15 protein-coding genes are annotated in these 20,780 nt (G+C 59.7%); 10 read left to right on the forward strand and 5 right to left on the reverse strand.

All coding sequences use genetic code 11. The features are described from left to right. Window positions 1-66 precede the first annotated feature (66 nt). From BM321_RS23300 to BM321_RS23310, 3 genes are all read right to left on the reverse strand, one after another. Entirely contained in the window at window positions 67-555 is a 489-nt protein-coding gene (locus BM321_RS23300; RefSeq protein ID WP_092445011.1) for a TIGR00645 family protein, read from the reverse strand. Window positions 556-687: 132 nt separating this feature from the next. After that, on the reverse strand, window positions 688-1,029 hold the full coding sequence (locus BM321_RS23305; protein ID WP_013694243.1) for a PA4575 family protein: 342 nt from the start codon (window positions 1,027-1,029) through the stop codon (window positions 688-690). 313 nt (window positions 1,030-1,342) lie between these two features. Next, a complete protein-coding gene (locus BM321_RS23310) occupies window positions 1,343-3,781 on the reverse strand; it encodes a Lon protease family protein (RefSeq protein WP_060740549.1) in 2,439 nt (812 codons plus the stop codon). 274 nt (window positions 3,782-4,055) lie between these two features. Here BM321_RS23310 and BM321_RS23315 point away from each other — a divergent pair, with 274 nt between their 5' ends. The 7 genes from BM321_RS23315 (at window position 4,056) to lanM (ending at window position 11,318) form a co-directional block, all read left to right on the forward strand. Further along, on the forward strand, window positions 4,056-4,544 hold the full coding sequence (locus tag BM321_RS23315; protein WP_057451579.1) for a DUF3015 domain-containing protein: 489 nt from the start codon (window positions 4,056-4,058) through the stop codon (window positions 4,542-4,544). A gap of 90 nt (window positions 4,545-4,634) precedes the next feature. Then, entirely contained in the window at window positions 4,635-6,488 is a 1,854-nt protein-coding gene (locus tag BM321_RS23320) for an Lnb N-terminal periplasmic domain-containing protein (protein WP_092445013.1), read from the forward strand. Between the two features lie 116 nt (window positions 6,489-6,604). Beyond that, entirely contained in the window at window positions 6,605-6,961 is a 357-nt protein-coding gene (locus BM321_RS23325) for a hypothetical protein (RefSeq protein ID WP_092333949.1), read from the forward strand. A gap of 69 nt (window positions 6,962-7,030) precedes the next feature. After that, the gene (locus BM321_RS23330) at window positions 7,031-7,522 is read left to right on the forward strand and encodes a GreA/GreB family elongation factor (RefSeq protein WP_092445016.1); all 492 of its coding nucleotides are present in this window, start codon (window positions 7,031-7,033) and stop codon (window positions 7,520-7,522) included. A gap of 190 nt (window positions 7,523-7,712) precedes the next feature. Then, window positions 7,713-7,856: a hypothetical protein gene (locus BM321_RS30590; protein WP_175534988.1), complete on the forward strand. Its 144-nt coding sequence runs from the start codon at window positions 7,713-7,715 to the stop codon at window positions 7,854-7,856. Between the two features lie 150 nt (window positions 7,857-8,006). Continuing rightward, window positions 8,007-8,165, forward strand: a complete 159-nt coding sequence (locus BM321_RS30595) for a hypothetical protein (RefSeq protein WP_170842353.1) — start codon at window positions 8,007-8,009, stop codon at window positions 8,163-8,165. Between the two features lie 84 nt (window positions 8,166-8,249). Further along, window positions 8,250-11,318: a type 2 lanthipeptide synthetase LanM gene (gene lanM / locus BM321_RS23335; protein WP_092445018.1), complete on the forward strand. Its 3,069-nt coding sequence runs from the start codon at window positions 8,250-8,252 to the stop codon at window positions 11,316-11,318. Window positions 11,319-11,438: 120 nt separating this feature from the next. Here the strand turns inward: lanM and ettA are convergent, their stop codons facing one another. Further along, window positions 11,439-13,103, reverse strand: coding sequence for an energy-dependent translational throttle protein EttA (ettA, locus tag BM321_RS23340; RefSeq protein ID WP_018601028.1), 1,665 nt, complete (start codon window positions 13,101-13,103; stop codon window positions 11,439-11,441). Between the two features lie 271 nt (window positions 13,104-13,374). Between ettA and BM321_RS23345 the strand changes: the two genes are divergently transcribed. From BM321_RS23345 to BM321_RS23355, 3 genes are all read left to right on the forward strand, one after another. Next, on the forward strand, window positions 13,375-17,223 hold the full coding sequence (locus BM321_RS23345; protein WP_092445020.1) for a sensor domain-containing protein: 3,849 nt from the start codon (window positions 13,375-13,377) through the stop codon (window positions 17,221-17,223). Between the two features lie 229 nt (window positions 17,224-17,452). Continuing rightward, the gene (gene glyA / locus BM321_RS23350; RefSeq protein WP_060740543.1) at window positions 17,453-18,706 is read left to right on the forward strand and encodes a serine hydroxymethyltransferase; all 1,254 of its coding nucleotides are present in this window, start codon (window positions 17,453-17,455) and stop codon (window positions 18,704-18,706) included. Window positions 18,707-18,932: 226 nt separating this feature from the next. Then, entirely contained in the window at window positions 18,933-19,472 is a 540-nt protein-coding gene (locus tag BM321_RS23355; RefSeq protein WP_092445022.1) for a hypothetical protein, read from the forward strand. Window positions 19,473-19,629: 157 nt separating this feature from the next. Here BM321_RS23355 and yjiA read toward each other — a convergent pair whose 3' ends face one another. Beyond that, window positions 19,630-20,598 carry a GTPase gene (gene yjiA / locus BM321_RS23360; RefSeq protein WP_092333939.1) on the reverse strand — a complete coding sequence of 323 codons (969 nt, stop codon included), beginning with the start codon at window positions 20,596-20,598 and terminating at the stop codon, window positions 19,630-19,632. Window positions 20,599-20,780: the final 182 nt, after the last annotated feature.

The following is a 20,780-nucleotide window of genomic DNA, read 5'->3' on the forward strand; positions in this document are numbered from 1 at the left end:
GCCAGAAACGACAACGCCAGCCTGCAGTTCGCCAGGCGGGCGTTGCGCCAGCGCGAGGAACGGGCCTCAGTGCTTGGTCAGTTTGTCCAGGTAGCCCATGGCAAAGGCCGAGACCACGAAGGTCATGTGGATGATCACGTACCACATCAGGTGCTCGGGATCGACGTTCTTGGAGTCCATGAAAATGCGCAGCAGGTGGATGGAGGAAATGGCCACGATCGAGGCGGCGACTTTCATCTTCAGCGATGAAGAGTCCATGGTGCCCAGCCAGTTGAGCTTTTCCTTGTCGGAATCGATGTCCAGTTGCGAAACGAAGTTTTCGTAGCCGGAAATCATCACCATCACCAGCAGGCCGCCCACCAGTGCCATGTCGATCAGCGACAGCAGCACCAGGATCAGCTCGGACTCGGCCATGGCGAACACATTGGGGATGACGTGAAACACTTCCTGGAAGAATTTCAGCGCCAAGGCCAGCAAGCCCAGGGACAGCCCGAAATAGATCGGCGCCAGCAGCCAGCGGGAGGCATACATTGCATTTTCGATAAAGCGTTCCATTGAATCTCACACCTGGGCTGAAAAATCGCGGCGAGTATATCAGCCACGACCTGCCCCACAAATGCCGGGCCCGTCCCTGGTCCCGGCTCTTGTGTCAAAATTTTTCTGCGAGTGCCCGTGCGGCGACAGTCTTCAATGCAGCGGACGAAACTCGAAGCCGCCGACATTGCGACAACGGCCTCCATTGATTTCACGCAGTTGGGCCTGCATGTGCAAGGACCAGATCTGCGGATCGTCGGCCAGCTCATAACCGTGCAAGGTCAGGCTCTGCACAATGGTGTCGAGGATGGATTCGGCGGCAGTCGGGCCGGGAAATGGCCCCTGGGCCTTGATGGCGGAGGGTTGTTCGCCAGCCATTCCGGCGGCGAAGAGCAAGGTCCACATACCGGTATCTCCCGCCAGGGGGCGGATGGCGCATTCGATACGGGTGACAAGGCCCAGGCATTGACGAGTGAGGCAAAGGTTGCGCGACATGGCGGCGCCCCTCGGTAGATCCGGTATTCAGTCTCGGGAAGAGGCTGTTTCGATCCAATGATGACTCTCGTTATCCTTGAGCTGAGGATAGAAGAAAAGTTCCGGCCCCACGGGCTTTCGAGACCAGAATACGCCGAGCGGTCATAGTGTGAATATTGACGCCAAAGTGGCGACGTTTTTCTTGAAACAACCCCAACAATTGTGGGAGCGAGCTTGCTCGCGATAGCAGTGTGACAGTCGACTGATGAGTGACTGAAACTCCGCTATCGCGAGCAGGCTCGCTCCCACAGGGTCCCACATGGAAACGCCGCAATCAGGCCGGCTTGGCCTCCGCCAAGGCCTGCTGCGCCAGTTCCTTTTCCGCTTCCTTGATGTCGTCTTCGCTGATCATTTCCGCGATCACCCGCAGCCGCTCCACCACCCGGGCGTTGACGCTGCCCTCCGGGAACTCGCCGTTTTCATCCGGCTCACCGGCAGGCTCGCCCACCAGCAGGCTCAGGGCTTCATCGGCCTGACGCACCGCATAGACGTGGAACTGCCCGGCGCGCACGGCGGCCAGCACTTTCTCGTCGAGCATCAGCGTCGCGACGTTGGCCTGGGGAATGATCGCCCCCTGCTCACCGGTCAGCCCCCGGGCTTCGCAAAGGCGGAAGAAGCCTTCGATCTTCTCGTTGACCCCGCCCACCGCCTGCACTTCACCGAACTGGTTGATCGAACCGGTGATGGCGAAGCACTGCTTCAGCGGCGTCTTCGACAAGGCCGAGATCAGCGTACACGCCTCGCCCAGGGACGCACTGTCGCCGTCCACGTAACCGTAGGATTGCTCCAGGGCGATGCTGGCCGAGATCGCCAGCGGGAATTCCTGGGCATAACGACTGCCCAGGTAACCGGTGAGGATCATCACGCCCTTGGAGTGGATCGGTTGGCCAAGGTTGACCTCCCGCTCGATGTCGACGATGCCGCTGCCGCCCGGGTACACCGTGGCGGAAATCCGCGCCGGCACGCCGAACGCAGAATCGCCGACCTCCAGCACCGTCAGACCGTTGCATTTGCCCACGGCCGCACCCGCGGTGTCGATCAGGATGATCCCCGCCAGCATGTCGTCGAGGATCCGCGCCGAGACGCGTCCGGTACGGGTGGCCTTGGCCTTGAGGGCACGTTCGATATGGCCGGCATCGGTCATCTCGTCACCGGCCAGTTGGCGGATGAAGTCCGCTTCGCTGACCAGTTGGAACAGATCGCCAATGCGCGCCGACAAGCGCCCCTGGTGCTCGGCCAGCCGGGCGCTGTAGGTCGCCAGGCGCGCCACCGCATCGGCGGTCAGCGGCGCCATGCCCTCTTCCGAAGTGCGGGTCTTGAGCAACTGGGCGAACTGCTCCAGGCTCTCGTCGCCCATCGGGATGTCTTCGTCGAAATCCACCAGCACGCGAAACATTTCCTGGAAGTCCGGATCCAGGTCCTGCAAGGCGTAATAGAGCTGACGGGCGCCGATGATCACGACCTTGACCTGCAACGGGATATGCTGCGGCGTCAGGGTCACCGTGGCCAGGCGTCCCAGCTCACCCAGGGGCGACTCCATCTTCAGCTTGCGCGATTGCAGGGCGCGCTTGAGCGCATCCCACACGAATGGCTCGCCAAGCATTTTTTCCGCTTCAAGGATCAGGAAACCGCCATTGGCCCGGTGCAAGGCACCCGGACGCAGCTGTCGGTACGTGGTGTAGAGCGCGCCCTGGTCGGTGCTGTACTCGATCCGGCCGAACAGGTTGTCGTAGGTCGGGTGCGGCTCGAACACCACCGGCGCGCCACCGCTGGACGGATGCCCGACCACCAGGCTTGGCGCGTACTGCTCTTCCAGCAGCTTGCGGGCGATGGCGTCGGTCTTGCTGTCATCCACCAGTTGCTCGACCACGGTCTTGAGCAGATAGACCTGCATGGCTTGCAGGTAGCCACAGACCGCGGCGTTCTCCGCGTACTTTTCCGACAGCGGCGCCAGCAACGGTTGCAGGGCCAGGGTGATGGTTTCTTCGTTGAGCTGGCGCAACTGGTTACTGGACTCGCGCTTCCATTGCGGCAGGCTGGCGAGTTCTTCGTTCAAGCGCTCTTCCAGGCCGGAGATGTCCTCGTGGAAACGCTCGCGCTCGGCCTCCGGCAACTGGGCGAATTCCGCCTCGTCCAGGGCCTTGCCTTCGCTCATCGGCGTGAAGGCGATGTTGCTGCTGTCGCGGTACAGCGCGACATCCTTCTCCAGCGCCAGGCGCTCGATCACATCCAGGGCCCGGTCGTAGCGCTGGTTGAAGGCGCGGTCGATGGCGCTTTTTTTCTGCTGGTAGGACGGGTGCTCGAACACCGCCGGGAAGGTCGCCAGCAGGTTGTCGATCAAGCCGTTGATGTCACCGATGAAGGCACCGGCCGTGCCGGACGGCAGCTCCAGGGCACGGGGCTCGCGGGGCTCATCAAAATTGTTGACGTAGACCCAGTCCGCCGGGGTCTGCAGGCGCTTGCCTTCGGCCTTGAGGTAGCGTTTGACGAAGGAAAACCGGCCAGTGCCGGGCTCGCCCATGACAAATACGTTGTAACCGGGGCGCGGCATGGCCACGCCGAACTGCAAGGCTTCGACCGCACGTTCCTGGCCAAGCACACCGCGGAAGGGCTCCAGATCATTGGTGGTAGAGAAGCTGAACTGTTCAGCGGAAAACGGACGGGTCAGCGCTTCGGGCGCTAGACGCAAGCTGGCAGCAACAGGATCAGGCATCGGGCTTCCTTACATCAGGCGGGGCAGATAGCGGCATTCTGGCGCTGCCTGTACCTGACTGGCAAGGAGCGCCTCAGACCAAAGCATAGTCAATGGGAAAACCCCGGGCGCGGCCCCGTAAACAGGCGATCCCCAGTAATGTTTTTGCAAAATGCCACGGAACCCTCGGATCGTGCCTAAACTCCAAAGTGCGCGGCTGGAACAATAACCGGCCCACTGGCAGCTGTAGGGGCCAGACCCTGTCCATTGGTATGCACATAAAGAGAACATAGCTATGAAACGGATTCTTCTCGGTACTCTCTTCACCGCTGTATCCCTCAACGCCATGGCTCAGGCGCCGGGCGGCCCGGATTGCGGCTGGGGCAACATGCTGTTCGAAGGCCAGCGTGGCACCCCGGCTCACTTCCTGGCATCCACCACCAACGGCACTTCCGGCAACGCCACCTTCGGCATGACCTCCGGCACCAACGGCTGCTCGACCAACGCGGCACTGACCTACGGTGGCAAGTCCTGGCTGGCCATGAATGGCATGATGAACGAGCTGTCCGAAGACATGGCCAAGGGTCAGGGCGAAGCGCTGACCACCTACGCCGTGGTACTGGGCGTGGCACCGGAAGATCGTGCGCATTTCTCGGCGGTCACCCACGAGCACTTCCAGCAGATATTCAGCAAGGCTGACGTGACCGCAGAAGACGTGCATACCAACACCCTGGCCGTATTGAAAAGCGACCCTCGCCTGGCCAAGTACGCCACTCAAGCTTAAGCTCGACACCACTCGCTCCTCTCGGGGAGCGGGTTTTCTTTTTGGGGCCCCCTTCGGTCTTTATTTTTTCGACTTTCCAAGTAGCCAACTATGCTCAAACGCCTTGCCTGGCTGGCGCTCTGTGTGTGCGCCCCGCTGTCCGCCGCGCCTCATGTCGACCCTCAACGTTTGCAGCAACTGGCCAATGACCGCTTCTGGATCTCCCTGGGCCACTACGAAACCGCCAAGCTGGGCGGCTGGCGCAGCTATGTCAGCGACAAAAAATTCTTCCTCGCCCCCGATGGCAATGAACATCCTGACCGTGAACTGACCGCCACGCTGCAAGCCCTGTATGGCCCGGCCAGCGCCGGCCAGCAACATGCCCAGTGCGTGTACCCGGCGCGCACCCGCTGGCTGAAGGCGCAGCTCAACCTGACGGACCTGCCGGCGGTCAATTGCAGCGACTTCACCCAGTGGTTCAAGGACGTTTCGCCCCACAGCGCGGTGATGATTTTCCCCGCCGCCTACCTCAACAGTCCGTCCTCGATGTTCGGCCACACCCTGTTGCGCATCGACCAGGCCGATGTGCAAAGCGACAAGACCGCCCTACTCAGCTACGCGATCAACTTTGGCGCCTACATCGAAGGCTCGGACAACAGCATCCTCTATGCCTGGAAGGGCCTGATGGGGGGCTATCCCGGCCTGTTCGCCCTGGTGCCGTACCAGGAAAAACTCTCCGAGTACCGTAGCCTGGAAAACCGCGACCTGTGGGAATACCGCCTCAACCTGAGCCAGGCGGAAACCGAGCGCATGGTCGAACACGTCTGGGAACTCAAGCAGATTCAGTTCGACTATTTCTTTTTCGACGAAAACTGCTCCTATCGCCTGCTCGAATTGCTGCAAGTGGCCCGCCCCAGCCTGCGCCTGACCGAACAATTCCCGCTGACGGCGATTCCCACCGACACCGTCAAGGCGGTGAAAGAAGCCGGCCTGGTGGAAAGCATCCAGTATCGGCCGTCCCGGGAACGGGAACTGCTCAGCCGCGCCGAACCGCTCAGCGATGACGAACAACAATGGGTACTGAACGTCAGCGCCGATCAGCAGCAACTGCAAACACCGGCATTCAAGGCGCTGCCCCGCGAACGCCAGGCACTGATCATCGACGCGGCGTATCGCCTGGAACGCTATCGTGCCAACGGCCAGGAACGCGATCCGCAGCGCGCCCAGCGCAGCTTCGAGCTGTTGCGGGCGATCAACCAGAACCCCGCGCCGGAACTCGACATCCCGCAACCGGGCCTGCCCGAGGACGGTCACCAATCGCGCACCTGGCAAGCCGGCCTCGGCACCCGGGGTGACCGGGCGTTCGGTGAATATGGCTTGCGCATGGCCTATCACGACCTCAACGACAACGCCGAAAGTTTCCCCCTGGGGGCACAGATCGAAATCCTGCAATTGAAACTGCGCCAGTACGAAGGCAATGACTGGCAGGTGCAGCAACTGGATCTGGCGACCATTCGCTCTCTGACCCCACGCAACGAGCTGCTGCAACCGCTGTCCTGGCAGGTTACCGGCGGCCTGGAGCGGGTGCCGAGCAAACACGACGATGAAACCCTGGTCAGCCACGTCAACGGCGGTGCCGGTGGCACTTGGGCGTTGGGCGAAGATGTGCTGGGCTTTGCCCTGGGCACGGTGCGGGTCGAGCACAACAACGATTTCGCCCAGTTCATCGCCCCGGCCGCCGGTTTCAACAGCGGCGTGCTGTGGAAAAACCCGCTGGGCAACTTGAGCCTGGAAGCCAAGGGCGACTATTTCGTCAACGGCGAAGTACGTCGTAGCCTGAGCCTCAACCAGCAGTGGGAATTGTCCCGCAACCTCGGCCTGCGCTTGAGTGCCCAGCGGGAGTTCAGCCACCTGGCTTCGCCGGAGAACGAGGTGATGCTCGAGGTGAAGTGGTATCACTATTGACCGGCACCGCTCTGCACGCGCCCAGAGACAAACGGATTAATCACAGGGCTTTCACATCGGCCTGACGAATACGCTTCTAGACTTCTCGTATAAGTGGATACGGCAGGAAGGTTCAAATGAGGCGCGCGGCGGCGGTACTGGGTATGTTGATGTTGCTCGGTGGCTGTGAAACCACTCATGAAGACCTGATCGCCCGAGGTTATCCACCGGCGTTCGCCGACGGCTACGACGACGGTTGCAGCAGTGGTCGGCAAGCGGCGGGGGTGATCACCGGCCAGTTCAGGAAAGACGTGCCGCGTTATCTCAAGGATGCACGCTACGCAGAAGGCTGGAGCGATGGTTTCCGGCAGTGCCAGGCAATGCGCGAAAGCGAAGAGCGCAATGCCTACCGCGATCGTCATTGGGATGACCGTGAACGTGCCTGGCAACAAGAAAAGGATCGGGACGCCGGCCGGGCTTATCGCTCGCCGTGAGTCGCGCATAGACATTCGTCGAAACCAAAAGCCTGCGACCATGGCCCAAACTCCATAGAGGAGAACACCATGAGCCGCGCTTTCGTCAACGAAGACAACGCCGCTGCCCAGGCCGACCAGCCGGTCGAACGTCAGGTCAGTGCGCAACCCAATTACGTCACGCCCACCGGGCTTGCCCAACTCCAGGCCCGGGTCGCCGAATTGCAGGCGTTGCACGGTCAGCAGGCGACCCGAGGGGATTTGGCGGACAAACAACGGATCGCCGACCTTGAACGGGATCTGCGCTATTTCAAGCAGCGCCTGCAAAGCGTCCAGGTCGTTGCACCGATGTCGTCCGATCAAGTGCGGATCGGGCATTGGGTGACCTTTGTCGATGAACAGGATCACGAACAGCGAGTGCAGTTAGTGGGTGAAGACCAGGCCGATGCGGCCAGTGGCTTGATCAACTGGGGCTCGCCGCTGGGGCGGGCGTTGTTGGGGGCGAAGGTGGGGGATGAAGTGATATGGAAGCGACCACTGGGGGATCTCGCCATCGAGGTCGTGGCGATAGACATTCCATGATGTTGCCGGCTTCTTTAAACATGATTAAAGCCTCTAGCATCAAGACCCGACAACAATCTGTTACTTGCCTGTGGCCATATGTAACTGCAACATAAGGTCATAACAACAAGTTTGCGTTAAATCAGGACCATGCTACTGTTTTTCCCGCACCGTAATCGGCGCACTGTAAAAACAAAAAGGAAATGCACTCATGAGCGAGCAAATACTGGCAATGTCAGGTGACTTCGACAGCGACTTCAAGTTCTACCAACAGGTCACTGATCTCGGCTCCGAGTCAGCAGCACTGACCATTGTCGAATGCGGTACCATAAACTGCACCGCTCTTTTGTGCTAAATCCTTTGCAGCAACATGGACCTGCCCAACAGGTCTTTCATACTCCCTAATCCACCTATAAAACAACTTACCAACATCCTACAGTTCGGATGCGCTTGCTCGCACCCAACTGACTGTACTTGATGTTTGATAACGAATGAGGAAAACCCCATGAGCGAACAGATCCTGAACATGTCCGGTGACTTCTATAGCGACTTCGACGCTTATCAGGCGCCCACCAAAAACATGGGCTCGATACTGGCAACGACAATGGAATGCAACACTTTTGGCACGTGCACCAATCTTGAGTGTTCGACACTCGGCTGCTAAGCCCTTCCACTGATCGTCCAAACAGGCAACACCCATAACCATAGAGCAGGCAACGCCTGCTCTATCCATTTCAGGATCGACGGCATGCTTGTTAACGCTTTGAAGTTGAATCAGCGAGGTCAGTACAGATTCACTTCCGACGGCGACATCGCCCTTTTTGTAAACAACCTGGCCCGCCTGCATGCTGATGATCAGGCCTTGCTGGATCATTTCGGGTTGAACCGGGAACAACTGGCGTCGTATGCCAAGGCACCCGGTAATCCACAGCGTCAGCCTGACGACGGCGAAACCGTCTTGAGGACCTTGAAGGAAAAGCTTGCTCGCCTTGACAGCCTTCACGTCGGCAGGGAAAAGGCCGCAAGCGGCAAAGACAATTTTTATTGGTTTGGCTACCGCTTTTTTCTTTATTTCATCGATACGTTCAAGGCGGATGGACGCTACGCCAAAGCGTCACTGCACATTGATGAAGCCGCCCTGCTGGCAAGCCTTGAGCACTATGTCTTGGCCCGTGTCGGACGCACATCGGAACAAAGCCTGGTCCACTATCTGAATACGCGGATTGCGGACGGCGACGAGATTGACCTGGACGGGTTCAGCGAACAGCTGCGCACGTTGCCGCTGTTTGAGTTTTTCGATTCCTATCCTGTGTTGGCAACATTGCTTTTTGATTTGCTGGAAGACACCCTCAACTATCTTTATGCGGTCATACTCGACTTCGCCAGCGATGTTGACGCGCTGGAGATGGCATTCTCAATCCCATCCCGAAAAATCGACGCTATCGAGTTCGGCCTGGGCGACCCTCACGGTCGTGGTGAAACGGTCTGCCAGGTCAAATTCCGCACAACCTCCTTGATCTACAAACCACGAGCAAGCCGCGAAGCAGTTTTCTTCAATCGCCTGCTGGGACAATTACGTGAGTGGACCGGCGCGGATTGTTTTGCCATCCACGCGCCAAGAATCCTCAGCCGTGAGCGACATAGCTGGATAGAAAAGGTCGACAACACGCCTTGTGACAGCGCAGCGGACGTGGCGCTGTTCTATAAAAAGATGGGCGCACAGATCGCCGTCATTCATGCACTCAACGGCATCGACTTCCATTACGAGAACATCATTGCGTGTGGCAGCAGCCCAGTCATGATCGATCTTGAGTGCTTGTTCACTGCGTCCACCAGCGACCTGCTACTCGAACTGCCGCTCGATAGCGCACTGTCCAACACCTTCAAAGTGATCCAGCAGTCGGTGTGCTCCAGCGGCTTCGTGCCCTTTTCACAAAAATCCAATAACGACCAGAGCGGGCTGACTCGGCAAGCGCTGTTCATCTCCACCCGCCACTCCCTGGTTTTCGAAAATGGCTTTTACCATTTACGTAAAGTCGAGTTCGAACACCTTCTGGTGCAAAAGCATTTGCCGCTTTTGCAGGGGGAACGCAAGGGGCATGAAACGTATAAAGCCGAACTTGTCCATGGCTTTGAATATGCTTATGGCGAATTGATGACGCATCGGCACACAATCATGCAGATGCTTGAGCAAGCCGCAGGCGAATTATCAACCCGTGTACTGTTCAAAAACTCTCAACGTTATGCGGACTTTATCGGGCTGAGCCGCCACCCTCGCTTCATGAAAAACATGTTGGACCGGGAGCTTCTGCTTGCAACCCTGTGGAAAGACTTGAAAGAGCCCTATCGAGCAAAGGGCATCCCGCGTTATGAAATAGCCGACCTGCAAAGATCCAGCATTCCGTGTTTCACCATGCCGCTCAACTCGAACGCGTTGATGAGCGCACAAGGTGAAACAATAGACATGACGAAAGTACAACCTCCGATAAAAAGCTGCCTACAGAAAATAGCCAATCTGTCCGCAGCCGACAGGGCACTACAACTCACGCTGCTCGAAATGTGTTTGTATCCGGAGTCAAATGAACAGCCGTCATCACGTGCCCCCCTAAAAAAAGCGCCCCAAGCGGAGCGACTCGACGCAATACTCGGCATCAGTTCCCGCCTCGAAGCGCTCGCGATCAAGGGAACGGCAACGGACGTCAGTTGGTTGGCGTTCCATACGCACCCAACGACCCGTGGAAAATACCCTTCACCCATGGATCATGGGTTGTACTCCGGTATCGCCGGGATTGGGTTGTTTTATCTGAGCCTGTTCAAGGTAAGCGGCAAACCCCACTTACTGTCGCTCCTGGATCAGATACTGGCCTCACTGGAACAACATTTCGGTTTTTTCAAAGCCGACCTGACCGTCAGTGCCTATCATGGCCTGGGCTCTTATCTCTATCTGCTCATCAATCGTCGCCAAATCACCGGCGATCCGAAACACGATGAGAAAATTGCCAGCCTGCTGACCCAACTGATTGATGTCCCCCCTGAAGATTACGATTTCGACTTCCTGGGCGGCTGTTGTGGTGCGGTGACGCTGCTGGCCAATATTCATGGGTTATCGGCGCAAGTGGATGTGCTGCCGGCCATTCGGCGCATGGTGGCTTACATAAAGGACCAGATACTGATCGAAGAAGGCCAGCTTCTTCGACGCGATGATCGCTCCGTCATTTTAACGGGCCTGTCCCATGGTCTCTCCGGCGTCATCCAGGCGTTGTGCAAAGCCTATGACGTGACCGGCGATGGGGCGTTGGTGCCCTTGGCCATTCAGGTGCTGGAGGGGGAAAATCGCTTGAGCCGAGAGGGCTTCTGGCTGGACCTGAGAGACCTGGGCCCTGTCGACCATGCCACCAAGTGGTGTCACGGAGACGGCGGCATCCTCATCGCCAGGCGACAACTCATGAAGTCGATGGGAGAGGCCTTGGACGAAACCACCCGGCAGACGGTGCTCGACGACATCCAGCGTTGCGAGAACAATCTCTGGCGGCACGGCCTGGGCGATGGCTATAACCTGTGCCATGGCGATTTCGGCAATCTGATCTGCCTGTATGACGGGTATCGGCACGCCGATAACCCCGAGGGCATCAGCAGGGTCAAGCAGGCCCTTGGCGAGGTCGCCCGGCAGTTTTTCGAAGGCCCCTTCCTCGACCATGATCGGGTTCCCGATGTCAGCCTGCTGACGGGCATTACGGGCGCAGGTTATGCCTTGCTGTATGAGATCGATCCAACGATCCCCAACATACTCTCGCTCGATTTCGCGCTGCAGACGTAGGCTGGAACTGTGGGAGCGAGCTCGCTCGCGATAGCGGTGGATCAGTCAACTTCAATGTCGCTGACCCGCCGCCATCGCGAGCAAGCTCGCTCCCACATTTCCGATCTGCAACCGACCCTATCAGGCCAGTTTCTTGTGCCGTACACGATGCGGCTGGGCGGCCGCTTCGCCGAGGCGCTTCTTGCGATCGGCTTCGTACTCGGTGTAGTTGCCTTCGAAGAATACCGCTTGGGAGTCGTCTTCGTACGCCAGGATGTGGGTCGCCACGCGGTCGAGGAACCACCGATCGTGGGAGATCACAATGGCGGCGCCCGGGAAGTCCAGCAAGGCTTCTTCCAGGGAACGCAGGGTTTCGACGTCGAGGTCGTTGGACGGTTCGTCGAGCAGCAGGACGTTGCCGCCCTCCTTCAAGGTCAACGCCAGGTGCAAGCGACCACGCTCACCGCCGGACAAGTCCTTGACGAACTTCTGCTGGTCGCCGCCCTTGAAGTTGAAGCGACCGACATAGGTACGCGACGGGATTTCATAGTTGCCAATGCGGATCTGGTCGGAACCGTCGGAGATCTGCTGGAACACGGTCTTGCTGCCGTCCAGGTCCTCGCGGCTCTGGTCGACGCAGGCCAACTGCACGGTTTCACCGATTTCGATGCTGCCCGAATCCGGGGTTTCCTTGCCCATCAGCATGCGGAACAGCGTGGATTTACCCGCACCGTTACCACCGATCACACCGACGATGGCGCCTTTGGGCATGGAGAACGACAGGTTGTCGATCAGCACGCGGTCGCCATAACCCTTGGTGACGTTCTTGAACTCGATGACCTTGTCGCCCAGGCGCGGACCGGCCGGGATGTAGATCTCGTTGGTTTCGCTGCGCTTCTGGAATTCCTGGGATTGCATTTCCTCGAAGCGTTGCAGACGTGCCTTGGATTTGGACTGGCGGGCCTTGGCGCCTTTGCGCACCCACTCCAGTTCTTCCTTCATGGCTTTTTCATGGGCCGACTGCTGCTTGGATTCCTGGGCCAGACGATCGGACTTGGCCTCCAGCCAGCCCGAATAGTTGCCCTCGTACGGAATGCCTGCGCCGCGGTCGAGTTCCAGGATCCAGCCGGCGACATTGTCCAGGAAGTAACGGTCGTGCGTGATCGCAACCACGGTGCCCGGGAAGTCATGCAGGAAGTGTTCGAGCCAGGCGACGGAGTCGGCGTCCAAGTGGTTGGTCGGTTCGTCGAGCAGGAGCATGTCCGGGGCCGACAGCAGCAGGCGGCACAAGGCCACGCGGCGCTTTTCACCACCGGAGAGGTGTTCGACCTTCGCATCCCAGGCCGGCAGGCGCAGTGCATCGGCGGCAACTTCCAGCTGGCGATCCAGGTTGTGGCCGTCGCTGGCCTGCAGGATCGCTTCGAGCTTGGCCTGTTCGGCGGCCAGCTTGTCGAAGTCGGCATCCGGGTCGGCGTAGGCGGCATAGACTTCGTCGAGGCGCGCCTGGGCGTCCTTGATCACGCTGACCGCTTCCTCGACCACTTCACGCACGGTCTTGCTCGGGTCCAGCTGCGGTTCCTGGGGCAGGTAGCCGATGTTCAGGTCCGGCATCGGACGGGCTTCGCCGTCGAATTCGTTATCGACGCCGGCCATGATTTTCAGCAACGTGGACTTACCCGAGCCGTTGAGACCCAGTACGCCGATCTTGGCCCCGGGGAAGAACGACAATGAAATGTTTTTCAGGATTTCCCGCTTCGGCGGAACAACTTTGCTCAGCCGATGCATGGTGAAGACGTATTGAGCCATGGTGAACCTAGCGTCAGTGACAGGTGAAAAGAACGAGCCAGGCCATGCGCGGCGCCGGCACTTGACGGTCATCAATGCCTGCGGGCGGATAGAGCCTGGGAATCTGGAGCTGGAACGCTCTTGTTTGACCGGCAAAGCTACCTCAACCGTCGGTCAAGGTCCAGCCGCCAGGGGCTGGCACTTTGCCACAAGTCAAGGCATGCTAGCCGCCCTTCGGGCGTCCGGCTTATAGTGCACGTCGCGCCAGTCCAGCAAACTGCAGGATTACAGCTTGTCCAACGTCACTCCGCCCTTGTCCCCTCGCGCACCCGCTGTCGTGCCCGGCTCGCCCCTGCGCGGGACGCTGAAGGGCGCGCTGGCCACGCTGGTGCTGCTATTGCTCGGCTTGCTGTTCTGGCAACTGCTCGACCAACTGCGTGAAACCCAACAGCAACAGCGCCAATACACCATCGACTACACCGCCGATCTTGCTGCGCAAGTCAGCCTGAACATGGCCCTGAACGCGCAAATCGCCCTCAACCTGCTACCGATCGTCGAACAGCCACAAAGTGCCGACGAACAGCAAGCCCTGGTTCGTAAACTCCAGCAATCGTTACCCGAATTGCGCAGCCTGGCACTGCTGAGCCCTTCCGGGCGAGTGCTCAGTGACAGCGACGCCGACAGCCATGACGCCGACTACCTGAGTGAACTGGTGCGGCGCAGCCGGGCCCAGGCCCATTATTTCAGCAATGCCGAAGACGGCTCCGTGGTGCATCTGTTGTTGCACCAGGCCAGCGGCAGCAGCCGTGGCTATTGGGCCCTGCGCCTGACCCCGAACTTTTTCGCCACCTTGACCAAGCAAGCCGATGTGGGGCTGCGCCCGCTGTGGCTGGTGGAAAACCGCCTCAACCAGCAGATCGTCAGCCGCGACGAGAGCCTGCCCTCGATCAGCCCTACCCACCTGTCGCCGGATGACCTGGAGAACACGGTGCTGACCGTGCCCCTGAGCAGCAGCGACTGGCAACTGCGGGGGCTGTTCGATCGTCGCCAGGTGATCGAGCAACTACTGCCGGCCTTCATCGGCAAGTGCCTGCTGGGCTTGGCGTTTTCGTTGTTGCCCGTCATCGCCCTCTTGAACATGCGCCGGCGCCAGCGACAGTTGCACGAAGGTCGACGGCGTTACCAGGATATTTTCGAAGGCACCGGCGTGGCCCTGTGCGTGCTGGACCTGTCGGGGCTCAAGGCTTTTTTTGAGCGGGCGGGCCTGCACAATGGCGATCAATTGCGCGCCTGGCTGCAAACCGCTCACCAACTCGAGCAATTGCGCCAGGAAGTTCACGTCACCGAAGTCAACCAGATGGCGTTGAAGCTGCTCAACGTCGACTCCTGTGCCCAGGCTTGGCAGTTGCTGGTCGGCAAGGGCACGCCAGACAACAACCCCATCGGCTCGAAACTGCTCGAAGCGCTGCTCGACCAACACAAGCAACTGGAGCTGGAAATCAAGCTCCAGGACGCCCATGGCCGCGACCAGCACCTGTGGCTGGTGCTGCGCCTGCCGGAAAAACAGCCCGACTACAACGCAGTCATCCTGAGCATCAGCGACATCACCAGCCGCAAGCTGATCGAGCTCTCGCTGCTCGAACGCGAAGGTTTCTGGTCCGACGTGGTGCGCACCGTTCCGGATCATCTCTACGTGCAGGATGTCATCAGCCAGCGGATGATCTTCAGCAACCATCACCTGGGCCAGACCCTGGGCTACGACCGCACCGAACTGCACCAGATGGGCGAGTACTTCTGGGAGATCCTGCTGCACAGCGACGACGCCGATCACTACCACAACCTGCGCCAGGAACAACGGCGTGGCGGGTACACGCAGCTGTTGCAATGCCAATTGCGCTTTCGCCATCGCAATGGCAAATGGCGCTGTTTCGACATTCGCGAACAGGCACTGGCCCGGGACCGGCATGACCAGGTAACCCGGATCATCGGCGTGGCCAAGGACGTCACCGAGCAGATCGAGGCCAGCGAATCGCTACGCGACAGCGAGCAACGCTACCGGATGCTCGCCGAAAGCATCAGCGACGTGATCTTCTCCACCGACAACAAGCTTTCGCTCAACTATGTCAGCCCATCGGTGCAAGCGGTGCTGGGCTACACCGCCGACTGGATTTTCCAGAACGGCTGGCAATCGATCATCGCCAATCCACAACAACTGACCGGCATCTACAGCCTGATGGACCGCGTCAGCAAGGCCCTCGACCAGCCCGAGCAACTGGCCGAGCTGCGCAACCAGATGCAGACCCAACTGTTCCTGTTCGACTGCCTGCGCGCCGATGGGCGCAAGATCCCCATCGAGCTGCGGCTGGTGCTGGTGTGGGATGAACACGGCGCGTTCGAAGGCGTACTGGGCGTTGGCCGCGACATCAGCCAGCAGCGTCGCGCCGAAAAAGACCTGCGCATGGCCGCCACGGTCTTCGAGCACTCGACCTCGGCGATCCTGATCACCGACCCGGCCGGCTACATTGTCCAGGCCAACGAAGCCTTCAGTCGCGTCAGCGGTTATGCCGTGTCGCAAGTGCTGGACCAGTTGCCCAACATGCTGACCGTGGACGAGCAACAGGAAGCCCACTTGCGCTACGTGCTCAAGCAGTTGCAGCAACACAGCACGTGGGAAGGCGAAGTCTGGCTCAAGCGTCGCAATGGCGAACACTACCCGGCCTGGGTCGGCATCACCGCCGTGCTGGACGACGAAGGCGACCTGGCCAGTTATGTGTGCTTCTTCAGCGACATCAGCGAACGCAAGGCCAGCGAGCAGCGCATCCATCGCCTGGCCTATTACGACGCCCTGACCCACCTGCCCAACCGCACGCTGTTCCAGGATCGCCTGCACACCGCGCTGCAATCGGCCGAGCGGCAGAAGACCTGGGTCGTGCTGATGTTCCTCGACCTCGACCGCTTCAAGCCGATCAACGACTCCCTGGGCCACGCCGCCGGCGACCGGATGCTCAAGGAGATGGCCACGCGCCTGCTCGGCTGCGTCGCCGACGACGATACCGTGGCGCGCATGGGCGGCGACGAGTTCACCCTGCTGCTGCAACCCCGCGTCAGCCGTGAAATGGCGCTGAACCGGGCGATCACTGTGGCCGAGCAGATCCTCGCCAGCCTGGTCCGGCCCTTCGTGCTCGAAGGCCGCGAGTTTTTCGTCACCGCCAGTATCGGTATCGCCCTGAGCCCCCAGGACGGCAACGAACTGAGCCAGTTGATGAAGAACGCCGACACGGCCATGTATCACGCCAAGGAGCGTGGCAAGAACAACTTCCAGTTCTACCAGGCCGACATGAACGCCAGCGCCCTGGAGCGCCTGGAACTGGAAAGCGACCTGCGCCACGCCTTGGAGCAGAACGAGTTCGTGCTGTATTACCAGCCGCAGTTCAGCGGCGATGGCAAACGGTTGACCGGCGCCGAGGCCCTGCTGCGCTGGCGCCATCCGCGACGTGGGTTGGTGCCACCGGGGGATTTCATCCCGGTGCTCGAAGAGCTCGGGCTGGTGGTGGACGTCGGCGACTGGGTCATCACCGAAGCCTGCCGGCAACTCAGGACCTGGCACCAGGCCAAGGTCCGGGTGCCGAAGGTCTCGGTCAACATTTCGGCCCGGCAGTTCTCCGACGGCCAGTTGGGCACGCGCATCGCCAATATCCTGCGCAGCACCGGTCTGCCACCGGCCTGCCTGGAGTTGGAACTGACGGAAAGTATCCTGATGCGCGAAGTCAGCGAGGCGATGCAGATCCTCGCCGGGCTGAAAAACCTGGGCCTGAGCATCGCCGTCGATGACTTCGGCACCGGTTATTCATCGCTCAACTACCTCAAGCAATTCCCCATCGACGTGCTGAAGATCGACCGCACCTTCGTCGACGGCCTGCCGTCCGGCGAGCAGGATGCGCAGATCGCCCGGGCAATCATCGCCATGGCCCACAGCCTCAACCTGGCGGTGATCGCCGAGGGCGTCGAGACCCACGAGCAGCTGGATTTCCTGCGCGAACACGGCTGCGACGAAGTCCAGGGCTACCTGTTCGGCCGGCCGATGCCGGCCAATCGGTTCGAAGCGCAGTTTAGCAATGATGCGTTGTTCATGCTCGACTGAGGCCCTTCGGTGCATGTAGTGGCCTCATCGCGAGCAAGCTCGCTCCCACAGGGTGATGGGCACGCAGGTCCAAACGTGGGAGCGAGCTTGCTCGCGATGGGGCCGGCCAAGGCGACGCAAAATGGCACGTGAAACCCATTCGTCCGCGACATGACGCCCTTTCATATGCCTTCCAAAACCGGTTGAGGTAGAATGCCCCCCTTTTCTGCCCCGATCCTTGAGGACCGCCATGTTCAGCCGTGATTTGACTATTGCCAAGTACGACGCCGATCTCTTTGCCGCCATGGAACAAGAAGCTCAGCGCCAGGAAGAGCACATTGAGCTGATCGCTTCGGAAAACTACACCAGCCCCGCGGTGATGGAAGCTCAAGGCTCGGTACTGACCAACAAGTACGCCGAAGGTTACCCGGGCAAGCGCTACTACGGTGGTTGCGAGTATGTCGACGTGGTCGAGCAACTGGCCATCGACCGCGCCAAGGAACTGTTCGGCGCCGATTACGCCAACGTCCAGCCGCACGCCGGTTCCCAAGCCAACGCCGCCGTGTACCTGGCGCTGCTGTCGGCCGGTGACACCATCCTGGGCATGAGCCTGGCCCACGGCGGTCATCTGACCCACGGTGCCAGTGTTTCCTCCTCCGGCAAGCTGTACAACGCCATCCAGTACGGCATCGACGGCAACGGCCTGATCGACTACGACGAAGTCGAGCGCCTGGCCCTCGAGCACAAGCCGAAAATGATCGTGGCCGGTTTCTCCGCCTACTCGCAGATCCTCGACTTCCCGCGTTTCCGCGCAATCGCCGACAAGGTCGGTGCCTACCTGTTCGTCGACATGGCCCACGTGGCCGGCCTGGTCGCCGCGGGCGTGTACCCGAACCCGGTGCCGTTCGCCGACGTGGTCACCACCACCACCCACAAGACCCTGCGCGGTCCACGTGGCGGCCTGATCCTGGCGCGCGCCAACGCAGACATCGAGAAGAAGCTGAACTCCGCCGTCTTCCCGGGCGCCCAGGGTGGCCCGTTGGAGCACGTGATCGCGGCCAAGGCGATCTGCTTCAAGGAAGCGCTGCAGCCTGAGTTCAAGGCTTACCAGCAACAAGTGGTGAAGAACGCCAAGGCCATGGCCGGCGTGTTCATCGAGCGCGGCTTCGACGTGGTGTCCGGCGGTACTGAAAACCACCTGTTCCTGCTCTCGCTGATCAAGCAGGACATCTCCGGCAAAGACGCTGACGCGGCGCTGGGCAAGGCGTTCATCACCGTGAACAAGAACTCGGTACCCAACGACCCACGCTCCCCGTTCGTCACTTCGGGCCTGCGCTTCGGCACCCCGGCCGTGACCACTCGCGGCTTCAAGGAAGCCGAGTGCAAGGAGCTGGCCGGCTGGATCTGCGACATCCTGGCGGACCTGAACAACGAAGCGGTCATCGACGCCGTGCGTGAGAAGGTCAAGGCTATCTGCAAGAAGCTGCCGGTATACGGCGCTTAATCAGCCGGTCAGACCGCAATAAAAAAGCCCGCCTCTTTCGAGGCGGGCTTTTTTATTGGCTTTTAAAAGACCACGCCACCTAAGCAAACCACCTTTACAACACTCAACATCTGCCATTGCACTTAACTTCCTGCAATACAGATAACACCACCAACAAGCAATAAACCCATAAGATCCAGCTCGCCGCACCCACACGTCAAAACTCAATACAGGATTCATTTATCACATGGACAGTGAACAATCTTTTCATGCAACACTTAGCATGTTTGACGCCCGCGTAAATCTACTTGAAACACTGCATGGCAAACCCGCGATGGCAACCGTCAGTTCATTCAGCGGTGGATTCTTTACCGGCAAACCGCAAACCCATGATCACTCACACTTGCTCGGCATCCGCGCCGAAACCCAGGGCATGGACCGCGCTCAATTGATCCTGCATTTTCGTCCTACGTCCCATGGCTATATCCTGACCCTGAAAAACCCCGGAGAACACTATAACAAGCTGATCAGCAAGAGTTGGCTTGAAGTGCTCGGCGCAGAAAATCCAAATACCGTCAATCCGACGCGCTTTATTCTTATCGATCATCAACAAAACATCATCACACGGAAAAACATTAACACCCTGCACACACCCGTCTCGCTCATGACCGCCACTCATAAATATGTCGGTGGATTAAGAGTGCGCGGCTCACCTTATCTCTATCTTGCCGAGACCGAAGAAAAATCAAAGATCACTTTTATCTTGAGCCTGCGTGAAGGAAAGTGAGGCCAGCCAAAACATATAAAACCAGGCAACCCTTTGTGGCGAGGGGATTTATCCCCGCTGGACTGCGAAGCAGTCCTCACAGGAACGATCCAATCTACCAGGCACATCCAGGTGCCTGGTTTTCCCTAGCGGCTTCGCCAGCCGCAGGCAGGGGACATCAAAACAGAATCGCTTCAAAACCGGCACGGATTTTCTCTTCGGGTAGCTCGTCGGCAATGAAGACGATCACGCTTTCCCGGGGTTCATCTGCGGCCCACTCGGTGTCCCAATCGAAACCGTACAGCTTGAGTACTCCCTGGAATACCAGTCGACGAGGTTCGCCGGCGATGTTCAGCACGCCTTTGTAGCGCAGCAATTGCTTGCCGTGCTCTTCCAGCAACTGGTTCATGAACTCGCTGAGCTTGTCGATATCCAGGGCCTTGTCGGTGCGCAGCACCAGGCTGCTGATGCGATCGCCCGGGGTTGCCTTGCCCACCGGTCGCAGGCTGAACCCTGCGCCCAGGTCCGCATTGAGATTGAAACCGCGAATGTCGAGCAACTCGGCCAGGTCGATCCGGCCGTGTTCAACCACCCTGATCGGTGCCCGTCGGTTGATGCGCGTCAGGCGCTCGCCAAGGGCCTGGACCTGGGCAGCGTCCACCAGGTCGGTCTTGCTCAGGAGCAGGCGGTCGGCAAACCCGACCTGGGCCTGGGCGATGGCCTGGGTCAGGTGGACGTCGGCGTGAGCCGCGTCCACCAGGGTCAGGATCCCGTCGAGGATATAGCGCTCGCGCAGGTCCTCATCGATGAAGAAAGTCTGCGCCACCGGGGCCGGGTCGGCCAGGCCGGTGCATTCGATCACCAGGCGGTCGAAGGCGATCTCACCGCTGTCCAGCCGCTCGAGCAACAGGTAGAGGGCTTTGGTCAGGTCGGTGTGAATGGTGCAGCACACGCAGCCGTTGGCCAGGGTCATGACTTGCACCGGCTCGTCGCCCAACAGTTGGGTGTCGATACCGGCATCGCTGAATTCGTTCTCGATCACGGCGATTTTCAGGCCGTGCTCGGCCTTGAGCAGATGGCGCAACAGCGTGGTCTTGCCGGCGCCGAGGAAGCCGCTGAGGATGGTGACCGGGATGGGAGAGGACAAACTGAATCTCCTTGATGCCTGAAAGGAAAGCGGTTTCGTGGGAGCGAGCCTGCTCGCGAAGGCGTCGGGTCAGTCGACATTATCATTAACTGACACTCCGCCATCGCGAGCAAGCTCGCTCCCACAAGGGGATCTGGAGTGTATGCACATCCTGAGGCCACCCCACAAAGGGATCTGGGGTG

Source organism: Pseudomonas sp. NFIX10 (assembly GCF_900111955.1).
In the GTDB taxonomy this organism is placed as follows: domain Bacteria; phylum Pseudomonadota; class Gammaproteobacteria; order Pseudomonadales; family Pseudomonadaceae; genus Aquipseudomonas; species Aquipseudomonas fluorescens_AA.

Excerpts from the sequence above, each read along its gene's own strand:
- glyA (WP_060740543.1), top strand. The coding sequence starts at position 17,453 with ATGTTCAGCCGTGATTTGACTATTGCCAAGTACGACGCCGATCTCTTT.
- BM321_RS30595 (WP_170842353.1), top strand. The coding sequence starts at position 8,007 with ATGAGCGAACAGATCCTGAACATGTCCGGTGACTTCTATAGCGACTTC.
- BM321_RS23355 (WP_092445022.1), top strand. The coding sequence starts at position 18,933 with ATGGACAGTGAACAATCTTTTCATGCAACACTTAGCATGTTTGACGCC.
- BM321_RS23300 (WP_092445011.1), bottom strand. The coding sequence starts at position 555 with ATGGAACGCTTTATCGAAAATGCAATGTATGCCTCCCGCTGGCTGCTG.
- BM321_RS23315 (WP_057451579.1), top strand. The coding sequence starts at position 4,056 with ATGAAACGGATTCTTCTCGGTACTCTCTTCACCGCTGTATCCCTCAAC.
- BM321_RS23330 (WP_092445016.1), top strand. The coding sequence starts at position 7,031 with ATGAGCCGCGCTTTCGTCAACGAAGACAACGCCGCTGCCCAGGCCGAC.
- lanM (WP_092445018.1), top strand. The coding sequence starts at position 8,250 with ATGCTTGTTAACGCTTTGAAGTTGAATCAGCGAGGTCAGTACAGATTC.
- BM321_RS23310 (WP_060740549.1), bottom strand. The coding sequence starts at position 3,781 with ATGCCTGATCCTGTTGCTGCCAGCTTGCGTCTAGCGCCCGAAGCGCTG.
- ettA (WP_018601028.1), bottom strand. The coding sequence starts at position 13,103 with ATGGCTCAATACGTCTTCACCATGCATCGGCTGAGCAAAGTTGTTCCG.
- BM321_RS23320 (WP_092445013.1), top strand. The coding sequence starts at position 4,635 with ATGCTCAAACGCCTTGCCTGGCTGGCGCTCTGTGTGTGCGCCCCGCTG.
- BM321_RS23325 (WP_092333949.1), top strand. The coding sequence starts at position 6,605 with ATGAGGCGCGCGGCGGCGGTACTGGGTATGTTGATGTTGCTCGGTGGC.
- BM321_RS23305 (WP_013694243.1), bottom strand. The coding sequence starts at position 1,029 with ATGTCGCGCAACCTTTGCCTCACTCGTCAATGCCTGGGCCTTGTCACC.
- BM321_RS30590 (WP_175534988.1), top strand. The coding sequence starts at position 7,713 with ATGAGCGAGCAAATACTGGCAATGTCAGGTGACTTCGACAGCGACTTC.